This window comes from Streptomyces sp. NPDC005728 (assembly GCF_040630895.1).
Lineage (GTDB): Bacteria > Actinomycetota > Actinomycetes > Streptomycetales > Streptomycetaceae > Streptomyces.
This window is the reverse complement of record NZ_JBEXYL010000103.1, coordinates 1-18,493: the sequence shown is the minus strand read 5'-3', so window position 1 is coordinate 18,493 and position 18,493 is coordinate 1. Positions and strand designations below refer to the sequence as shown.

General features: G+C 72.2%; 15 protein-coding genes. 8 read left to right on the top strand and 7 right to left on the bottom strand.

Annotation, left to right across the window (positions count from 1 at the left end; all coding sequences use genetic code 11):
• Positions 1–51 precede the first annotated feature (51 nt).
• Complete coding sequence (locus ABZ471_RS39735; RefSeq protein WP_359073624.1) at positions 52–216, top strand: hypothetical protein; 165 nt, start codon at positions 52–54, stop codon at positions 214–216.
• Positions 217–286: 70 nt separating this feature from the next.
• Here ABZ471_RS39735 and ABZ471_RS39730 read toward each other — a convergent pair whose 3' ends face one another.
• The 5 genes from ABZ471_RS39730 to ABZ471_RS39710 form a co-directional block, all read right to left on the bottom strand.
• Positions 287–664 carry a hypothetical protein gene (locus tag ABZ471_RS39730; protein ID WP_359073622.1) on the bottom strand — a complete coding sequence of 126 codons (378 nt, stop codon included), beginning with the start codon at positions 662–664 and terminating at the stop codon, positions 287–289.
• Positions 665–1,141: 477 nt separating this feature from the next.
• Entirely contained in the window at positions 1,142–2,059 is a 918-nt protein-coding gene (locus tag ABZ471_RS39725; RefSeq protein ID WP_359073636.1) for a MurR/RpiR family transcriptional regulator, read from the bottom strand.
• 82 nt (positions 2,060–2,141) lie between these two features.
• Positions 2,142–3,707 carry a glycosyltransferase family 39 protein gene (locus ABZ471_RS39720; protein WP_359073634.1) on the bottom strand — a complete coding sequence of 522 codons (1,566 nt, stop codon included), beginning with the start codon at positions 3,705–3,707 and terminating at the stop codon, positions 2,142–2,144.
• A 312-nt stretch (positions 3,708–4,019) separates the two neighbouring features.
• A complete protein-coding gene (locus tag ABZ471_RS39715) occupies positions 4,020–5,957 on the bottom strand; it encodes a phosphatase PAP2 family protein (RefSeq protein ID WP_359073620.1) in 1,938 nt (645 codons plus the stop codon).
• Between the two features lie 272 nt (positions 5,958–6,229).
• Entirely contained in the window at positions 6,230–7,129 is a 900-nt protein-coding gene (locus ABZ471_RS39710) for a BadF/BadG/BcrA/BcrD ATPase family protein (RefSeq protein ID WP_359073618.1), read from the bottom strand.
• 232 nt (positions 7,130–7,361) lie between these two features.
• Between ABZ471_RS39710 and ABZ471_RS39705 the strand changes: the two genes are divergently transcribed.
• The 5 genes from ABZ471_RS39705 (at position 7,362) to ABZ471_RS39685 (ending at position 13,848) form a co-directional block, all read left to right on the top strand.
• Positions 7,362–8,483: an ROK family protein gene (locus tag ABZ471_RS39705; RefSeq protein WP_359073617.1), complete on the top strand. Its 1,122-nt coding sequence runs from the start codon at positions 7,362–7,364 to the stop codon at positions 8,481–8,483.
• Between the two features lie 270 nt (positions 8,484–8,753).
• Positions 8,754–10,085 carry an extracellular solute-binding protein gene (locus ABZ471_RS39700; protein ID WP_359073616.1) on the top strand — a complete coding sequence of 444 codons (1,332 nt, stop codon included), beginning with the start codon at positions 8,754–8,756 and terminating at the stop codon, positions 10,083–10,085.
• Positions 10,086–10,135: 50 nt separating this feature from the next.
• The gene (locus ABZ471_RS39695) at positions 10,136–11,116 is read left to right on the top strand and encodes a sugar ABC transporter permease (protein WP_359073615.1); all 981 of its coding nucleotides are present in this window, start codon (positions 10,136–10,138) and stop codon (positions 11,114–11,116) included.
• A gap of 16 nt (positions 11,117–11,132) precedes the next feature.
• The gene (locus tag ABZ471_RS39690; protein WP_359073613.1) at positions 11,133–12,011 is read left to right on the top strand and encodes a carbohydrate ABC transporter permease; all 879 of its coding nucleotides are present in this window, start codon (positions 11,133–11,135) and stop codon (positions 12,009–12,011) included.
• 7 nt (positions 12,012–12,018) lie between these two features.
• A complete protein-coding gene (locus tag ABZ471_RS39685) occupies positions 12,019–13,848 on the top strand; it encodes a hypothetical protein (protein WP_359073611.1) in 1,830 nt (609 codons plus the stop codon).
• On the opposite strand, the gene ABZ471_RS39680 is transcribed toward ABZ471_RS39685, so the two are convergent.
• On the bottom strand, positions 13,832–14,491 hold the full coding sequence (locus tag ABZ471_RS39680) for a nucleoside/nucleotide kinase family protein (protein WP_359073610.1): 660 nt from the start codon (positions 14,489–14,491) through the stop codon (positions 13,832–13,834). The two genes, ABZ471_RS39685 and ABZ471_RS39680, sit on opposite strands and share 17 nt — an antisense overlap.
• Positions 14,492–14,611: 120 nt before the next feature.
• Between ABZ471_RS39680 and ABZ471_RS39675 the strand changes: the two genes are divergently transcribed.
• Positions 14,612–15,352 carry a beta-phosphoglucomutase family hydrolase gene (locus tag ABZ471_RS39675; protein ID WP_359073608.1) on the top strand — a complete coding sequence of 247 codons (741 nt, stop codon included), beginning with the start codon at positions 14,612–14,614 and terminating at the stop codon, positions 15,350–15,352.
• Positions 15,349–17,691, top strand: coding sequence for a glycosyl hydrolase family 65 protein (locus tag ABZ471_RS39670; RefSeq protein WP_359073607.1), 2,343 nt, complete (start codon positions 15,349–15,351; stop codon positions 17,689–17,691). Before ABZ471_RS39675 ends, ABZ471_RS39670 begins: the two co-directional genes overlap by 4 nt.
• A 3-nt stretch (positions 17,692–17,694) precedes the next feature.
• Here the strand turns inward: ABZ471_RS39670 and ABZ471_RS39665 are convergent.
• The coding region (locus ABZ471_RS39665; protein WP_359073605.1) for a M48 family metalloprotease at positions 17,695–18,493 on the bottom strand (799 nt) is incomplete at its 5' end.

Below are 18,493 nucleotides of genomic sequence, written 5' to 3'. Positions count from 1 at the left end.
CAGGCAACGCCTCGGAAAAACAGCGTGGACGACCGGCTGCCAGGCCTCATCATGGGCGCTCACCCTGCGGCCCGCCGCCGGGCGCACCTGGCACCACGACCGAAGGCCACGCCGATGACCGGCTCCCGCATCCCGGGCCTGCTCGCACCCGCCGTCTTCCTGCTGGCCCTGGTCGTCGGCCTCTACTGGTACTGGCGACACCGCGACGACGATTGACGACGACCGGGATCGCTCAGGTACAGGGACCGGGGCGGGGCAGGCGGGTGCGCGGGGGTGCGGGGACGCGTCAGCGGCCGGTGCCCCGGCCGGCCAGGGCCTCGCTGACCGCGCGCACACTGCGAGCGATGTGCTGGAGCTGCATCACTTCCGCCGCGTACAGCTTGATCGTGTGCTCGATGACCGACTCCGGCAGGCCGAGGACGGGCAGTTCGGCGCGGGCTGTCTGCAGTGCCGTCCGGGCCACCCGGATCTCCTGCTGGACCTGGATCTGCGCATGCCGGGCGAGCAGGACGGGATGGCGGATCAGCGTGGGGTAGCTGGCATAGCGCGCCGGGACCAGCTCGCGCAGCCACTTGGCCGCCGAGCGTTCCCAGTCGTAGCTGCCCGGCATCTTGACCTGGCAGGGCCAGTCGGGGCTGAGGCGCGTGGTGGTGGTCAAGGACATGATCAATCGCTTCCGGTGTGCGGCGTCGTGAGGGTGGTCCGACGGGTTGGGGCGGCCCCGGCCTAGGGGATGGCCGGGGCCGCCACGGGCGCATCGCCGAGGCGGTGCGCCACCGAACACCCGGATCGCCGACGTGGGTAGGGGACGGCGGCTGAGGGTGTCCGTGCGGGGGCCCCGGGCGCGAGGGACCGGCGCGGCGGGAGTGCTTGCATGCGCATGGGCGGTCCGTCGGCTTTCTCGGGGCGGTGTGCGAGCGGTGAGTCCGCGGGTGCGGAACGTACCCGGAGTGGGCCGGGTGCGATCCGTGAGCAGTATTTATATATGCCGACTGGTTTGCAAGACGTATGAAAACATTCATGCGGGATATGCGGTGAATGATCCCTGGACGGAGAAAGATCCCCGCGTGACAGGTGTGTGACGGGAAGATCTGCGGGGGCGGTCCCCCGCGGTCGAAAGGTTCAGTCCTTTGCGAAAGGGTCAGTCCTTCATGAAGAACTGCTGCTGGTCGGCCACCTGCTCGTACTTCTCCAGGCGGCCCTGGGTGCGCTCCGGATCGGCGTCGGTCATGGCCTGCAGCAGGGCGGCGGCCAGCACGCCGGGCGCGGCGTAGGAGTCGAAGACCAGGCGCGAGCCGGTGCCGGTCGCGAAGGTGACGTCGGCCTCGTCGGCCAGCGGACCCAGCGCCAGGTCGGTGATCAGGGCGACCTTCAGGCCCGCCTCGCGCGCGACCCGCAGCGCGGTGAGCGTCTCCTGCGCGTGCCGGGGCATGGCGAAGGCCAGCACCCAGGTGCCGCCGGCCTCGCGCGACTGGAGCAGCGCGTCGTAGGCCACGCTGCCGCCGCGCGTCACGAGGCGTACGTCGGGGTGGATACGGCGGGCGGCGTAGCCGAAGTACTCGGCCAGCGACACGGAGATGCGCAGGCCGAGCACGGTCAGCGGGGTGGAGCGGGACAGCGCGCGCCCGACGCCGATCACCCGGTCGGGGTCGGCGAAGTCGCGGCGCAGGTTCTCCAGGTTCTGCATCTCGGCGTCCACGGCCGCCTGCAGTTCGTTGGCGCGGTTCTCCTCGCCGGGTCCGCCGGCCAGTGTGCTCAGCGCGATCGACTGGAGCTTCTCCCGCAGTGCCGGGTAGCCGCTGAAGCCGACGGCGGCGGCGAAGCGGGTGACGGAGGGCTGGCTGACGCCCACGCGGTCCGCCAGCTCGGTGATCGACAGGAACGCGGCCTCGGTGATGTGCTCGATCAGGTACTGGGCGACCCGGCGCTGCCCCGGGGACAGCCGGGGGCCGTCGAAGAGTTCTCTGAGCTGAGAAGTCGGTGCGGCCTCGGCCTGCGGCACGGTCTTGCCCGAGGTGATCGCTGATGCCTGGGCGCGTGCCTGCTGCGGCGAGGGCACCGGCTCGTCTCCTTTGTCTCCCACGACCACTCAACATAGCTCACCGACCGTGGTGGCCAGGGGCTGTGACGGCCCGGCAGGCTCACCGCCGGTACAGAGTGATCGAATGGCCGACTTGATCGATCGGTCGGCTTGATTTGATCAATTCGGCCAGTCTGCCGCGTGCCTTGGCGGCGGAGGAGTCCGACACCACCAACAGCCCGTGCACCCGGCCCGGCGGCACCTTGCGTGGATCGGACGCACGGATGCCGTAGTACGAGGGCACACCGCTGCCCTTGTAGACCAGCCACACCCGCTCGTCCGGGTACCGCTGCCGGAGCCGGTCGGCCAGCCGGCCCAGGTCCTGGCCCCAGTCCACGTTGGAGTCGTGCAGCAGCCGGTGGGTGTTCGCCGGCCCGCCGAACGCCTCGTTCGCGTACGGCAGGTAGTACGGGAACGTCCGCAGCGAACTCACCGCCACCCACAGCACCAGCAGCCCCGTCAGCATCCGCGCCCACCGCCACCGCAGCGTGAGCACACAGGCTCCCGCGATCGCGAGGAACACCGGCACGAACAGCGTGTACCGCGTCCCGAAGTCACGCGAGCCGGTCATCGCCGTCGCCAGCAGCACCGCGGGCGGCAGCAGCAGATACGGCGCCGCGGGCCGCAGCCGTCGTACCGTCACGATCGCAACGGCACCGGCCGTGCCCAGTGCGAGCAGCCCGAGCGGTGTCTTCACCAGCAGGGCAGCCGGCAGGTAGTACCAGAGCGAGCCCGTGTACAGATGCCCGAACAGATAGCCCTGCCAGGGCTGGTACTCCAGGCCGAACTGCACCCGCATCCCGGCCCGGTACGCCTCCGGCAGCGGCAGCAGGTCCGTCAGCCACCCGCGCAGCCCGTGCACGGCCGGCACCGGCTCGGCGGGCACGAACCGCAGCCGGGGATCGACCGCCAGATACGTGGCCCACACCACCGCGACCGCCACCAGCGCCACGACCGCCGCCCCCGCGAGCGCCGGCAACGCCTTCCGCCGCCGGTCGGCACCGCGCAGGGAACTCCACCCGGAGAGCACGGCGAGGAGCATCACCACAGGGATCGCCGGCAGTGTGCTCATCTTCGTCGCCACGGCCGCCCCGAGCGCCGCCCCGGCGAGCGGCAGATACACGCGCGGCCGGTGCCGCGCCCGCCACACCAGCCAGGCCGACGTCAGCACGAACCCGGTCGCCGGCACGTCCAGCGTGGCCAGCGAGCCGTGCGCGATCACGTCCGGGGAGAAGGCGTACAGGGCGAGCGCCGCCAGACCGCCTGCCGCACCCGCCAACTCCCGCGCGAACCCGAACACCACCAGCCCGAACAGCAGGGTCATCACGATCACCGGCAGCCGTGCCCACAGCATCAGCCGCCAGGGATCGTTGCCCGACTCGTACAGCAGATGCCGGCCCACATCGCCCTGGATGCCGATGGGCGACGGTCGGCCGGTGTACGACGCGTCGTAGTGCGGATCGGCCACCGCCACGCCGGCCGCGATCAGCAGTTTGCCGAGCGGCGGATGCTCGGGGTTGTAGCGCACCCTGTGCTCACGCAGGTAGTCGGTGGCCGTGGCCACGTACACGGGTTCGTCGATGGTGGGCGTCTGCCGGACAGCCGTGGTGACCATCGCAGCGGCCATCTGGGCCAGCAGCAGCGCCACCAGGAGCGGCACCACCCACCGCCGCCGAGGCACCGCCCACCGCCGCAGCAGCCCCACGTCCGGCCGGGCGGGCGCCGGTCCCGGCACGGGGCGTGCGGGGTCGACGTCCTTGGGCCCGGGTGCCAGGACCGCCCGGGTCGCCCGGTCCGCCTCGTCGGCCCGCTCGGTCGGGACCGTCTGCTGTTCGTGCGCCATCATCCGCCCTGCGGTGCGGCCGGCCGGACGGGGTGGGGGAGCGGTCACAGGCAGCATCATGGCCCAGCTCCCGCACCCGCTCCCGCCCCGGAGGCGTCACCGCTTCAGGAGTCGTACCGACAGACCTTCCGCCGTGTACACGGGTACGGCCCGCAGCGCGTCGGAGTTCAGCTTCACCTGGTCGAACTGGCCGCGCACCGCCCGGGCGCCGATGACGCGGACGGTGCTCCCGGCGGCCGGCGGGTGCTCGGCGTCGAGGTGCAGCGACAGCACGCTGCCCCGGCCCAGCAGGGCCCGCCCGGGCAGCGAAAGCCCCGTCCTGCGGTCCGCGCGGAGCGTCACCTCCAGGGTCCCGCCCGCTTCCTGCACGTACGTGCCCTGCACCCGTGCCAGCCCGGCCGTGCGCAGCGTGCCGCCGAGCACCCGCACCTCACCGCGGCCGAGGGCGAAGACGGAGCCGGCGACCAGCACGCCGTCCTCCACCACGGTCCCGCCTTCGTACGTGTTGTGGCCCGTCAGTGTCAGCGTGCCGGTGCCCCGCTTGGTCATGCCGCCGCAGCCGTCGATGTCGTTGCGCCAGACGTCGGCCGCCGGGAAGCCGCCCGCCGAGGCGTCCAGCGTGACGGTCACGTCGGAGCGGAAGGCGCCGTAACCGTCGGCGGCGGCGAACAGGTTGATCCGCCCCCACTGCTCGGCGCCGTCCAGCAGCACGTATCCGGAGGGCAGCCCGGTCGTGCGGAGCACCTCGCGCCGCTGGTCGGCGTCCAGGTACGGCAGCCGCGTCTCCAGGAGCACCTCGGCGCCCTTCGGCACGGTGAACGCCGTGTCGCGACCGTGCCGGGTCAGCACGTACGTGAACCGGGGCCGCACCGCACGGGCGTTGGCGGCCCGGTCGGCGTACGGGTCGGCGTCGGCGCCGGCCGCGTGCGCGTAGCCGTACAGCGTGTCCGCCGTCGTACCGGTCTGCGCCGTGAAGTACGCGAGCGCCTGGGCGCGCGCCGCCTCCTTGAGGCCGGCGTTCGCCGGGTCGGCGAGCGTGGCCGCGGCCAGTGCGGTCGCCATGATCCGGCCGCCGATGACGTCGACGGTGTTGTGCATGCCCGCCACGATCCGGGTGTGGCTCAGCTCGAAGGCGCGGGTCACCAGCTCCTGGAAACGCTCCGGCACCGCGTACGCGTAGGCCAGCGCGGCCAGGTGGAAGGCGTTGGTGTGACCGCTCGGGAAGCCGCCGTCGTCGGTCGGGGAGGTGCCGCGCTGGCGCAGCAGCTGCGGGGCGACGACCACGTCCGACTCGTACACCGGGTAGCCGAACGCTTCGGTCCTCCCGGTGTCGACCACCTCGCTGTGCTCGTTCATGCGCCACGGACGCGGGTACTGGTAGGCGTACTTGGCCGGGTTGCCGGAGGCGTACGGGCCGCGCACGGTGTCGACCAGTTCGGCGACCTTGCCCAGCGCGGAGTCGTGGGAACCCGCGCCGAGCGCCGAGCCGGCCGGGGCGTTCGCGGGGACGGTGTCGCTGACGGTCGTCGCCGGAGTGCCGTCGGGCGCGGCGGTGATCGCCGTGACCGCCTTGGCGCCCGACCTGTACAGGTCGGCCAGTGGGCCGAGGCCGGCGATCATCGCGTAGCTCTGGTGCTGGCGGTCGTAGACGAACGCCTCCTTCGCCTGCGCGTCGGTGCGCTCGGTGGTGACGCGCGCGCAGTACCGCATGTTGGCGTGCAGCACCTCGGGGCGCAGCGGGATGCCGGTGTTCCAGGCGGGGCCGGTCTTCCACACCTGGGCGAAGCCGCCGAGGATCCGGACCACGGCGTTGGTCTCGGGCGTGAGGTTGGCGAGGACGTTGGTCCGGTAGTCGTCCACGAACGCGGCGGCGCCGGTCGCGGCCTTCGCATCGGCGGCCCACAGCCACCCGACGAAGGTCGGGGCGGCGAGCACGCCCGCCGACGCGCCCAGCGAGGTCTTGAGGAAGCCGCGCCGGTTCAGGGCGGATCCACGGGCAGGCGAGGAGGAGCGGTGCCCGGTGGGTGACGGCATGCGTGTGCCTCTCTTGAGTTCTTCGGCCGTTCGGCGGCCGGGGAGTGGTCCACGGAGCCGCCCCGGCGCGTGGTGCCGTGACACCCGGCCGCGATGTGCCGGATTGTGCGATCCCGTGGGGAATAAGTTGAACGAGGGAATATCTAGGGCGACTTCGTGTCGCGCCAGGGCGTCCTCGGCGACGTGGGCATGTGCGGAACGTGAACGCGGGCGTCGGACTCGCAGGATCCAACACGGTGTGCCGCAGGCGCGCGGTGACCGCCCCCGCGCCCTCACAGCAGCGAACGTGCCAGCGCCACCGCCCCGTTGACGGGCGGCACCCGCAGCGTCTGCGGACGGGTGCCGGGCAGGGCCTCGGCCAGCGCGGCGGCGAAGGCGTCGTAGAGCAGCGGTTGGGCGAGAACGGTGCCGCCCGCCACCACCACGTCGTCCACCGCGAGGCCCCGGTCGGCGAGCCGGACGACCAGTGCGGCGAGCGAGCGGCCCCCGGCGGCGATCACCTCGCGGGCGAGCCGGGAACCGGCCTCGGCGGCCGCGAAGAGCACCGGGGCGTGCCGGCCCCACTCGGCGGAGACGTCCGTGACGCTCTCCAAGGCCGCGCCGAGCGCGGGTACTTCGGGCACGCCGAACGCGTCGAGAAGTCCCGCGGCCAGCGCGTCGGGCGCCTCACCGCGGTCGTGGGCGGCCCAGCAGGCGCGCGCGGCCTCCCGGACGAGCCCGGCGGCGCCGCCCTCGTCTCCGAGGACCGCGCCCCAGCCGCCGACCTGCACCCGCGTGCCGTCGGCCGCGTGGCCCACCGCGACCGAGCCGGTCCCCGCGACCAGGCCGACCCCCTTCTGAAGCCCGGCTGCGGGTACGAGGAGTTCGGCATCGCCCACGACCAGCGCGGGTACGTCGAAGTGCTGTTGCAGGGCGGTGCGTATCCGGTCGCACTGGCGAGGGGTCTCACAGGCGTGCCCGCCCACGGCCAGGGCCGACGGGCGCACCCCGGCGGGCAGGGCTTCGGCGACCAGCCCGGCCAGCCGGCCGGCGGCGGACACGGGGTCGTGCGGCCGCCAGCCACTGCTCGTCCGGACGTGGTCGGCGACCGGGGCGTCCCCCGCGACGGCGCGGAGATGCGTCTTGGTGCCGCCCACGTCGATGCCGACCAGCACGGGCATGGAGTCCTGCACGGAACCTCTTTCGTCGGTGTGTTTGCGACGGCGGGCGATCCGTGTCGGGGGAACAGGAGTCGGAGCGGTAGTGAAGCCCCGGGACGGGCTTCTGGTGGAGCACGGCAGGCGAGTACCGTGAATTCGTTAGGAAATTAACTAACGAAGTAGGGTGCGTCAAGAGGCACGGACCACCGATGCCTCCTGCCCACCCATGGGAGCGGATCCCCGCTGCCCGAATCCGGGGGAGAGCATGAACCTGAGCGAGAGTGCCCGCGCGGTGTTCGCCGTCCTGGCCGCGGCCGGCTCGGCCACCCGGCCCCGGCTGGCGGCCGACGCGGGCCTTTCGAAACCGACGGTGTCAGGCGCCGTGGCCGAGCTGGAGGCCGCGGGGCTCGCCGCCCACTCCGGTACGGCCTCCAGCGGCACCGGCCGCAGCGCGGCCGTCTACCGGCTCGGGCCGGCCGCCGGGACCGTGCTCGCCGTGGATCTCGGCCCCGCCGACACACGGGTGCGCGGCTGTGCCCTCGACGGCACCCTGCTCGCCCAGGCCACCACCGCCCGGGACGACGCCGCCGACGCCGTACGCACGGCCCTGAGCGCGCTGCCCGCCGACGCCCCGCTGCGCACCATCGTCGTCGCCGTCGGCGACGTCACCGCACCGGACCGGGACGGGCCCGGCATGCGCCCCGCCACCGAGAAGGCGGGCCCCGCCTACGACGCCATGGCCGTCGCGCTGCCGCCCGGTGTTCCCGTCCACCTCGAGAACAACGTGAACTGCGCCGCGCTCGCCGAGCTGCACGAGGGCGCCGCCCGCGGTCGCCCCACCTTCGCCTATCTGCGGACCGGCGTCGGTATCGGCCTCGGCATCGTCATCGGCGGCCGGGTGCTGCGCGGCGCGAACGGCGCCGCCGGAGAGCTGGCCCGGCTGCCCTACCCCTGGGACGGCGACCGCGAGCCGCGCCGCGAGGCCCTCGAGGAGTACGTCGGCGCCCGCTCCCTCCTGCGGCGGGCCGCCGCGGCCTGGCAGCAGGCCGACGGCCCGTGCCCCGCCACCACTGACCAGCTCTTCGCCCTTGCGGCGGAGGGCCGAGCGGTGGCCCGCTCCGTCGTGGGCCGCCATGCCGCCGACGTGGGCCGGCTCGCCGCCGCCGTGGCCGCCGTGCTCGACCCGGGACTGATCGTGCTGGGCGGCAGCACCGGCGCGGACCCGCAGCTCCTGCCCGGTGTGCGGGTCGAACTGGAGCGGCTGAGCTGGCCCACCGAGGTGGTCAGCAGCACGGTCGGGGAGCTGGGTACCGTCACCGGCGCCGCCCGGCTCGCGGTCGCCCGGGGAGTCCAAACCGTGACCGAGGCCGCGCGGGCGAAGGATTGACGGCCTCGGACTCGGTCTGCCAATGTCCGGACAAGCGCTTTCTAAGTCGGGCGGGACACCGACTTGGGGTGGGCGTCCCGACCGTACGCGACGTACGGCAGCCGTGCGAGGGCGTGCTCGTTCGGAAACGGCCGGCAGGGCCGGGGACCTCACCCGTCGGGGCCGCGCGGCCGGGCGAGGCCGCGTCGCCGGAAAGCGCATCCGACACCAAGACACCCGAGCCGAGTTGACCGGCTCCGGGATCCGTCACGCACCTTCAGGGAGGACCCGGTGGGTCACCAGATCTCGCGCAGAACCCTCTTCCGCACCGCGAGCGGGCTGGCCGTCGCCGGCGCGCTCGGCTCCTCGCTCTCCGCCTGCGCGGGCGGCACCGGCGCGGGCAGCGACGACGGCAAGCTGACCATGACCTGGTGGGGCAGCGACGACCGGCACACCGCCTACAAGAAGGCCCTCGCGTCCTTCCAGACGAAGAATCCGAAGATCGAGATCGAGACCCGGTACCAGGGCTACGACGGCTACTTCGACAAGTTCAACACCCAGGTCGCCGGCGGCAGCGCCCCCGACCTGCTGCAGATGGACACCGCGCTGGTCGCCCAGTACGCCCGCAAGGGCATCCTCGCCCCGATCGACTCCTACGTGGGCAAGTCCCTGGACCTGACCGGCTTCTCCAAGACACTCCTCGCCGCCGGCACCGTAGACGGCAAGCTGTACGGCGTCCCGTCCGGCATCGGCGTCAACCAGCTCACCGTCAACCGCTCCGGCCTGGAGAAGCTCGGCCTGAAGCTGCCCGACCGCGAGTGGACCTGGAACGACCTGAAGAAGATCTCGGCCGACGTCTACAAGAAGAGCGGCGGCAAGATCTTCGGCGTCGACGACGGCGGCGGCTCCACCCTCCAGTGCTTCGAGGTCTTCGCCCGCGAGAAGGGCCAGCAGTTCTTCTCCGACGACGGCAAGAAGCTCGGCTTCACCGCCGACACCCTCCAGGAGTGGTGGGAGTTCTGGGCCGGCATGCGCAAGGACCATGCCTCCCCGGCGCCCGCCGTCACCTCCGCCGCGCACAACGACCTCACCAAGAACGCGGTCGTCATCGGCAAGGCCCTGTTCACCTTCGACTCCGGTGTCTACGGCGCCGGCGGCTCGATCACCGACGCCCAGCTGGACTTCCTGCCCACCCCCCAGGGCGACTGGAGCGGCGCCCGCGAGGGCAACTTCGTCAACGGCGGTGTGCTGCTGAGCGCCACCAAGGCCAGCAAGAAGGTCGCCGACTCGGTCAAGATCATGGACTTCTTCGCCCAGGACGCCACCGCCATCAAGGACATGCAGCTGCTGCGCGGCATCCCGCCGACCGAGAAGGCCCGTTCGCTGATCTCCGCCGGGCTGACCGAGACCGACAAGCTGAACATGGCGAACGCCGACTACATCTCCCAGCGGGTCTCCAAGGCCACCAACGCGCTGCCCGCACCGGTGCCCCCGCCCAAGGGCGCGGACCAGGTCTGGGACCTGCTGTTCCAGTCCAACCTGGCGATCGCCTTCGGCAAGAAGTCCGTCAAGGCGCAGCTGAGCGAGTTCTTCGACCAGGCGCAGTCCATCCTCGCGGGCTGACCGCGCCACAGCACCGTCAGGCACCGGGAGAGGCCAGGAAGAAGATGAGCATGACCACCGCCAGGACCGACAAGGTCGTGGGCCGGGCGCCGGCGGCCCCGGCGACCCCCGCCGACCAGCGCGAGCGCGAACGGATGCGCCGCCGCGCCGCCAGACGGCGCGGCGGGGGATGGTGGCCGTACTTCTTCCTGGCCCCCTGGTTCGTGGGCCTGTTCGGTCTGACGATCTACCCGATGCTGGACTCGCTGTACCTGTCCTTCACGGACTTCGACCTGCTGTCACCCGCGAAGTGGGTCGGTACCGACAACTACTCGCGCATGTTCACCGACGACCCGGTCTTCTGGGACTCGGTGCACGCGACCCTCCTGTACGTCGTCGTCTCCGTACCCCTGAAGCTGGCGCTCGCGCTCGGCGTGGCGATGCTGCTCAACCGGGACCTGAAGGGCATCGGCCTGTACCGGGCCGCCTTCTACCTGCCCTCGCTGCTGGGCGGAGCGGTGGCCGTCGCCATCGTGTGGCGCCAGGTCTTCGGCGGCGACGGCCTGTTCAACGACTTCCTCGGCTGGTTCGGCATCAAGGGCCAGGACTGGATCTCCAGCCCCGACACAGCCCTCTACACGCTCATCCTGCTGGCGGTCTGGCAGTTCGGCACGCCGATGGTCATCTTCCTCGCAGGTCTCAAGCAGCTGCCGAAGGACGTGTACGAGGCGGCCGCGATCGACGGCGCCCGGCCCGTCACCCGGTTCTTCCGGATCACCCTTCCGCTGCTGACGCCGATCGTCTTCTTCAACGTGGTCCTGCAGATCATCGACGCGTTCAAGACGTTCACCCCCGCCTTCGTGATCAGCAACGGCACGGGCGGACCGCTCAATTCGACCATGCTGTACTCCCTCTACCTGTACAAGAAGGGCTTCACCGACCTGCAGATGGGGTACGCCTCGGCGCTGGCCTGGGTGCTCTTCCTGGTCATCGCCGGCTTCACGGCGGTCAACTTCATCGCCAGCCGCTACTGGGTCCACTACGACGACTGAGCGAGGAGTCCGCCCCATGTCCGCCCTCACCCCGAACGCGTCGCCGGTGAACAAGCTCCGCTCGCTCACCGGCTCCCGCCGCATCTTCGTCCACACGCTGCTCATCGGCGTGGCGATCGTCATGCTGTACCCGCTGCTGTGGATGCTGAGCAGCTCGCTCAAGCCCGACACCGAGATCTTCACCCACCCCGGGCTGATCCCGGACAAGCTGCAGCCGGAGAACTACTCCCAGGGCTGGAGCGGCTCCGGCAACTCCTTCTCGCTCTACATCACCAACTCGCTGATCGTCACGATCGGCGCGGTGATCGGGAACGTCGTGTCCTGCTCGCTGGCCGCCTACGCCTTCGCGCGCTTCGAGTTCCGCGGCAAGAAGATCTGGTTCGGCCTGATGCTCGGCACGCTGATGCTGCCCACGCAGGCCGTCCTGATCCCGCAGTACACGATCTTCTACAACCTCACGTGGATCAACACGTTCCTGCCGCTGATCGTGCCGAAGTTCCTGGCGGTGGACGCCTTCTTCATCTTCCTGATGGTCCAGTTCATCCGCTCCATCCCGCGCGAGCTGGACCAGGCGGCCATGATGGACGGCGCCAACCCCCTGCAGATCTACTGGAAGATCATCCTGCCGCTGATGAAACCGGCGCTGATCACCACCACGATCTTCACCTTCATCTGGACCTACGACGACTTCCTGCACCAGCTCGTCTACCTCCAGCAGAACGACCGCTTCACCGTGCCCCTGGGACTGACCCTGTTCCTGGACCAGACCAGCGGCTCCTCCTACGGCGCTATGTTCGCCATGTCGACACTCGCGCTCGCCCCGACGCTCATCTGCTTCCTCGTCTTCCAGAAGAGGCTGGTGGAAGGCATGGCGACCTCCGGCATGAAGGGCTGATCCCCGCGTGCACCTGACTCACCAGCGCGGCCCGCTGCACGACCTCCCGGACACCGAGCAGGCGTACGACGCCGTCCTCGCCGACGTCACCGAACAGGCCCTGGCCCGCCTCACACCCGAGGGCAGCCTGGAGCACCCGGACGCCGGCGACGACATCGGCGACACCTCCCTCGGCACCACCTCCCTGCTCGCCCACGCCTGGCAGCGGGGCAGGGACCCCCGGCTGCCGGAGGCCGTGCGCCGCAGCCTCGCCTTCCACCTGCGCGAGCGCGTCTACACCGAGGACAACCCCGGCTACCCGAACCTCCGCACCACGGGCTCCGGCCTGCCGTACGCCCGTTACGTGCTGGAGGCGGGCGCGCACCCCATCGGCGACTGGCCGAGTACGGTGTGGGCACTGCTCCAGGCGGTCAACGTCCTCGACGCGGCCGAGGGCCTCCTGGCTCACGAACAGCGCACGGCTCTCACGGATCTGGCGCAGGGCTACTGGCGCTGGCTGACCGAGGCGACCTTCTTCAACCCGCAGGAGGCGGGCAACCAGGCCATCGGCTGTGTGGTCGGCGGTCTGATGCTGGCCCGCCATCTCCCGGACGGCGAAGGGAAGCCGGTCCGCTCCCGCGCGCTGGCCCTGTACGCCGAGGAGATCCGCGCCCACCGGGTCCGCGACCGGGGCGCGCTGCTGCCGCCGGAGCACGGCGGCGCGTACGACAACAACTACGGCCCGATCTCCCTGTCGTTCCTCGCCCAGGCCCACCGGGTCAGCGGCGAGGAGGTGTTCGCCGAGGACGGCGACGCGCTCGCCCGGTACATCGACGCCCGCCTGACGAGCGGCGGCTTCGACAACGGCGGCCCCCGCTACAGCGAACAGCACTCCGGGTTCGAGTCCGTCCTTGGCCTGCGGTACTTCAGCGCCCGCATCGGTGCCGACCTGGGCCGCTACCGGGGTGACACCCGCTGGGGCCGGCACGCGGTCCAGCGGGACGGCCGGATCGACGGGCACTTCGCGTTCATGCTGGTCTGGCAGATCCAGGACACCACCCGCTGGCACCGCACCCCGTCGCAGACCCCCGCCCGCCACCACCTGCGCTCCGGCACGGTCTCGGTCGCCTTCGACACTCGCATGACCCCGTCGCTGGTCGAGGCGGCGGGCACCTACTACCTGCCGGCGGCGGTCCGCCGTCAGCACGGGTTCGGTCCGGTGACGGACGGGTTCCTGCTGTGCCGTCCCATGGGCGAGGTGCGTGTCCGGGACGTCCGTACCGACGGGCTCGCCGGGAAGCTGGTCACCAAGCCGGTCGTGGGCCGTGACCATGTGCTCCGCCATGTGCGGTCGTTGTACGTCACCGACGGCACGAGCCTGTGGGTGACGGTCGCCGTGGAGCGTCTCGACGGGGAGCCCTACCTGCTGTCCGGGCTGCCGTACGCCGCGGACGACGGCGACCGGGTGCGCCGCGTCGCCGAGGGCGAGGTCACCGCCGCGGGCGGGCTGCGCCTCACGCATCCCACGGACCCGGGCCCCGACCACTTCGACACCCGCGCCGAACTCACCCAGGAACAGGCGGCGTTCGCGCTCGCGGCCGATCCGCGCGGCTACGGCAACCCCGACGAGGGCTGGCGCCACCTGGTCAGCTCCACCGCGATCGAAGCCGACCCGGCGCCGGGCGCCCCCGAGGAACTGCACGTGTTCGCCGTACGGTACGGGCCGGGCGGGTCCTTCGCGCCCGCCTTCGAGAGCGGCGAGCAAGGCCTCACGGTGCGCACCGAGGCGTTCACCGCCGTGCTCGGCAATCCGGCGGGCGATGCCGCCGGCGAAGCCGCTCTCACACTGGGCGTCTGAGCGAGGGCAGGGCACCGGGCGGCACGACCAGGTCCGCCCGGTCCCGCGTCGCGGCGATCAGACCGGCGTTGCGCTGGTCCGTCCCCAGCACCCAGGCCACGGCCGCTTCGTGGTCCTTGCCGAACTCCTCGTGCCGGGCCACCAGCCGCCGGATCCGCTCCGCCTCGTCGATCTCGCAGAACCACACCTCGTCCAGGCACGTCCGCACCCGCGCCCACGAACCCTCCGGCAGCAACAGGTAGTTGCCCTCGGTCACCACCAGCCGCGCCGTCGGCGGCACCGGGATCGCACCCGCGAGCGGTTGCTCCAGCACCCGCTCGAACCCGGGCGCGTACACCACTTCGTCGGTGTCCTCGCGCAGCCGCCGCAGCAGCGCCGCGTACCCGGCCGCGTCGAAGGTGTCCGGCGCGCCCTTGCGGTCCCGGCGGCCCAGCCGGTCCAGTTCGGCGTCGGCCAGATGGAACCCGTCCATCGGGACGTGCGCCGCCCAGGGCGGCCCGTCGGCGTTCAGGGCGTGCACCAGGTGCTCGGCCAGCGTCGTCTTGCCCGCGCCCGGGCCGCCCGCGATCCCGAGGAGGGCGCGCCGCCCGCTCCCGGTGAGGGCGCGGGCACGGGCGAGGAGGTCGTCGAAGGTCAGCGGCACACGGCAGAGTCTGTCACCAGGGGCCCTGACGGGGGGATCCGGGCGGGAAGGTTCGAAAGTATGGCTCATGTGGTGCTCGCCACCCACTGACACCCGGCCCCATGGGGAACAGTGCTGGGTATGACTCAGCTCGGTCTGCCCGACACCATCCAGGCGTGTCTCTTCGACCTCGACGGGGTCGTCACCAAGACGGCCGTCGTGCACGCGGCCGCCTGGAAGGAGACGTTCGACGCGTTCCTGCGCGACCACGAGGGCCGCGAGGCGCGGCCGTTCGACGAGATCGACGACTACGACGAGTACGTCGACGGACGCCCGCGCGCCGACGGGGTCCGCTCCTTCCTCGCCTCGCGCGGCATCCACCTGCCCGAGGGCGCCCCCGACGACCCGCCGGACGCCGCGACCGTGCACGGCCTGGGCAACCGCAAGAACGACCTGCTGCTGGAGCGCATCCGCACCGGCGGTGTGGAGGCCTACGAGGGCACCCTGCGCTATCTGGACGCCGTGCGCGCGCAGGGGCTGCGCACCGCGATCGTCTCCTCCAGCGCCAACTGCCGGGACGTGCTGCGGGCCGTCGGCGCCGAGCACTACTTCGACGTGCGCATCGACGGCGTGGTCGCCGCCGAGCGGAACCTGCCGGGCAAGCCGCACCCCGACACCTTCCTGGCCGCGGCCCGGGACCTGGGCGTCGAGGCGGCGCGGTCCGCCGTCTTCGAGGACGCGCTGGCCGGCATGGACGCGGGCCGCGCGGGCGGCTTCGGATACGTCGTCGGCGTCGACCGGGTCGGGCAGACCGACGCGCTGTACGCACACGGCGCGAGCATCGTCGTCAAGGACATGGCCGAGCTGGGAGGCAAGCAGTGATCACCCACCGGTCGTACACGGTCGAGCCGTGGGCCGTGCGCGAGACCGACCTGAACCTCGACGTCCTCGCCCAGAGCGAGTCGGTGTTCGCGCTGTCCAACGGCCATGTCGGCTGGCGCGGCAACCTGGACGAGGGCGAGCCGCACGGCCTGCCCGGCAGCTACCTCAACGGCGTCCACGAGGTGCACCCGCTCCCGTACGCGGAGGCCGGCTACGGCTACCCGGAGTCCGGGCAGACGGTCATCAACGTCACCAACGGCAAGATCCTGCGGCTGCTGGTGGACGACGAGCCGTTCGACCTGCGCTACGGCCGGCTCGTCAGCCACGAGCGCGTCCTGGACCTGCGCCGCGGCGTGCTGGAGCGGACCTGCGAATGGACCTCCCCGGCCGGCTCCACGGTCCGGGTGCGCTCCACACGGCTGGTGTCGCTGACCCAGCGGGCGGTGGCCGCGGTGGCCTACGAGGTGGAGGCCGTCGGCAGCCGCAGCCGCGTGGTGATCCAGTCGGAGCTGGTCGCCAACGAGCAGTTGCCCGGGTCGAACGGCGACCCACGCGCGGCGATGGCGCTCCAGTCGCCGCTGGAGCAGGAGGACGGCTTCGCCTCCGGGAACCGGCTGCGGCTGGTCCACCGCACCCGGCGCAGCGGCCTCAGGGTGGCCGCGGCCGCCGACCACGTGGTCACCGGGCCCGAGCGCACCACGACCCGCAGTGAGAGCGGCACCGACGTGGCCCGCCTCACCGTCACCTCCGTCCTGGAGCCGGGCCAGACCCTGCGGGTGGAGAAGCTGGTCGCCCACGGCTGGTCGGGTACCCGCTCGCTGCCCGCGATGGCCGACCAGGTGGACGCGGCCCTCGCGGCCGCCGCGCACGACGGCTGGCAGGGCCTGCTGGACGAGCAGCGGTCCCACCTGGACGACTTCTGGGCCCGCGCGGACGTCGAGGTCGACGGCGACGAGGAGATCCAGCAGGCCGTACGGTTCGCCCTCTTCCACGTCCTGCAGGCCGGGGCCCGCGCCGAGCAGCGGGCGATACCCGCCAAGGGCCTGACCGGCTCCGGCTACGACGGGCACGCCTTCTGGGACACCGAGATGTTCGTGCTGCCCGTCCTCACCCACACCGCCCCCGAGGCAGTCGCCGAGGCCCTGCGCTGGCGGCACAACACGCTGGACGAGGCACGCGAGCGCGCGGCCCAGCTGGGGCTCGGCGGGGCCGCGTTCCCCTGGCGGACCATCCAGGGCGCGGAGGGCTCGGCGTACTGGCCGGCCGGCACCGCGGCCTTCCATGTGAACGCCGGCATAGCCGACGCGGTCCTCCGCTACGTCGAGGCCACCGGCGACGCCGTCTTCGAACGGGAGGCGGGCGTCGAGCTGCTGGTGGAGACCGCCCGGCTGTGGCGCTCGCTCGGCCACCACGATCACCGCGGCGTCTTCCACATCGACGGCGTCACCGGACCCGACGAGTACAGCGCGGTCGCCGACGACAACACCTACACCAACCTGATGGCCCGCCAGAACCTGCTCGCCGCCGCCGACGCCGTCGAACGGCACCCGCGCGAGGCGGAGCGCCTCGGCGTGGACGAGGAGGAGAGCGCGGCCTGGCGGGACGCCGCCGACGCCGTGCACCTCCCCTACAACGACGAACTCGGTGTGCACGAGCAGCACGCCGGATTCACCCGCTACCAGCGCTGGGACTTCGCCGGCACCCGCCCCGACCAGTACCCGCTGCTGTTGAACTTCCCCTACTTCGACCTGTACCGCAAACAGGTCGTCAAGCAGGCCGACCTGGTGCTGGCCATGTACACCTGCGGGGCCCACTTCGACGACGAGCAGGTCGCCCGGAACTTCGCCTACTACGAGCCGCTGACCGTGCGCGACTCCTCCCTGTCCGCCTGCTGCCAGGCCGTCATCGCCGCCCAGGCGGGCCATCTCGCTCTCGCCTACGACTACACGGCCGAGGCGGCCCTGATGGACCTGCAGGACCTGGAGCACAACACCCGGGACGGACTGCACGTCGCCTCGCTGGCCGGGACCTGGATGGCGCTGGTGGCGGGCTTCGGCGGAATGCGGCGCGACGGCGAGGGTCTGCGCTTCGCGCCGCGCCTCCCGGAGCGGTTGCGCCGCCTCGCCTTCAGCCTCCAGTTCCGTGGCCGCCGGCTGAGGGTGGAGATCGGCGCGGACAAGGCGACGTACACGCTGCTCTCCGGGCCGCCGCTCACGCTCCACCACCACGGGGAGGCGCTGCGGGTGAGCACCGACGAGCCCGCCGTCCGCCCGGTACCGCAGGTCATCGCCCGCCCGGCTCCCGAGCAGCCCGTGCACCGGACGCCGAACAGCGGCTGAGCGTCAGTTCAGCATCTCGGACAGCAGACCGAGCAGGTCGCCCGTCGCATCGGCGGCGAGCAGGGCCGGTAGGGTGCCGAGGGCGAGAACGGCCACCGCGGCGGACCACATCTGCGGGGGCGGGCTCGTCTGGAGCGCCGCGATCCGGCGGGTGACCGCGCGGTCGGTGAAGTGCAGGGTGCACGCCGAGGGGGCCCGGCCCGCGCTGAGCGCGGCACGGGCCAGCGCGCGGGCGGTGGTGCGCCGGTCTCCGACGGCGGTGGCCGCCTGCTCGTCCGCCCAGCGTTCCACCAGGAAGACGACGGCCGAGCGGACCGGTACGAGCAGCGGGTTGGCCGCAGCGGCCAGCGTTGCCGCTGTCACCAGCGGCCCGTGCCGGTGCGCCAGATGCGCACGTTCGTGGGCGAGCAGGACCCGCCGCTCGTCCGGGCGCAGTGCGCTCAGCATCGCGGAGGTGACCAGGATTCGGCCCGGCCGGCCCGGGATCGCGAACGCCTGCGGTACGTCGGAGGCGGCGACGATCAACTCCGTGTCCGCCGGCTGTCCTGCGCTCAGCCGTTTCAGTGCCCGCCGGGTGCACCGCTCGGCGCGCACCGCCCGGTGCACCCGGTACACGACGGCGACCAGCGCCACGGCGGCAGCGACGCCGATCACCTCCGGCACCGGATCCACCAGCCGGTGCCCGTCCTCGCGGGCCTCCCGGACCACCGGCGGCGCGTCACCGAGCAGCGCGGCCGTCAGCAGCACCAGCGACCAGGTCGCGGCGGCCGCGGTCAGCACGGCCGCCGACGTCAGCACGCGT

Bases quoted from the DNA above. Each gene is read 5' to 3' on its own strand.
- ABZ471_RS39735 (WP_359073624.1), top strand. From the start codon at position 52: ATGGGCGCTCACCCTGCGGCCCGCCGCCGGGCGCACCTGGCACCACGA.
- ABZ471_RS39730 (WP_359073622.1), bottom strand. From the start codon at position 664: ATGTCCTTGACCACCACCACGCGCCTCAGCCCCGACTGGCCCTGCCAG.
- ABZ471_RS39720 (WP_359073634.1), bottom strand. From the start codon at position 3,707: ATGGCCGCTGCGATGGTCACCACGGCTGTCCGGCAGACGCCCACCATC.
- ABZ471_RS39715 (WP_359073620.1), bottom strand. From the start codon at position 5,957: ATGCCGTCACCCACCGGGCACCGCTCCTCCTCGCCTGCCCGTGGATCC.
- ABZ471_RS39705 (WP_359073617.1), top strand. From the start codon at position 7,362: ATGAACCTGAGCGAGAGTGCCCGCGCGGTGTTCGCCGTCCTGGCCGCG.
- ABZ471_RS39695 (WP_359073615.1), top strand. From the start codon at position 10,136: ATGACCACCGCCAGGACCGACAAGGTCGTGGGCCGGGCGCCGGCGGCC.
- ABZ471_RS39690 (WP_359073613.1), top strand. From the start codon at position 11,133: ATGTCCGCCCTCACCCCGAACGCGTCGCCGGTGAACAAGCTCCGCTCG.
- ABZ471_RS39675 (WP_359073608.1), top strand. From the start codon at position 14,612: ATGACTCAGCTCGGTCTGCCCGACACCATCCAGGCGTGTCTCTTCGAC.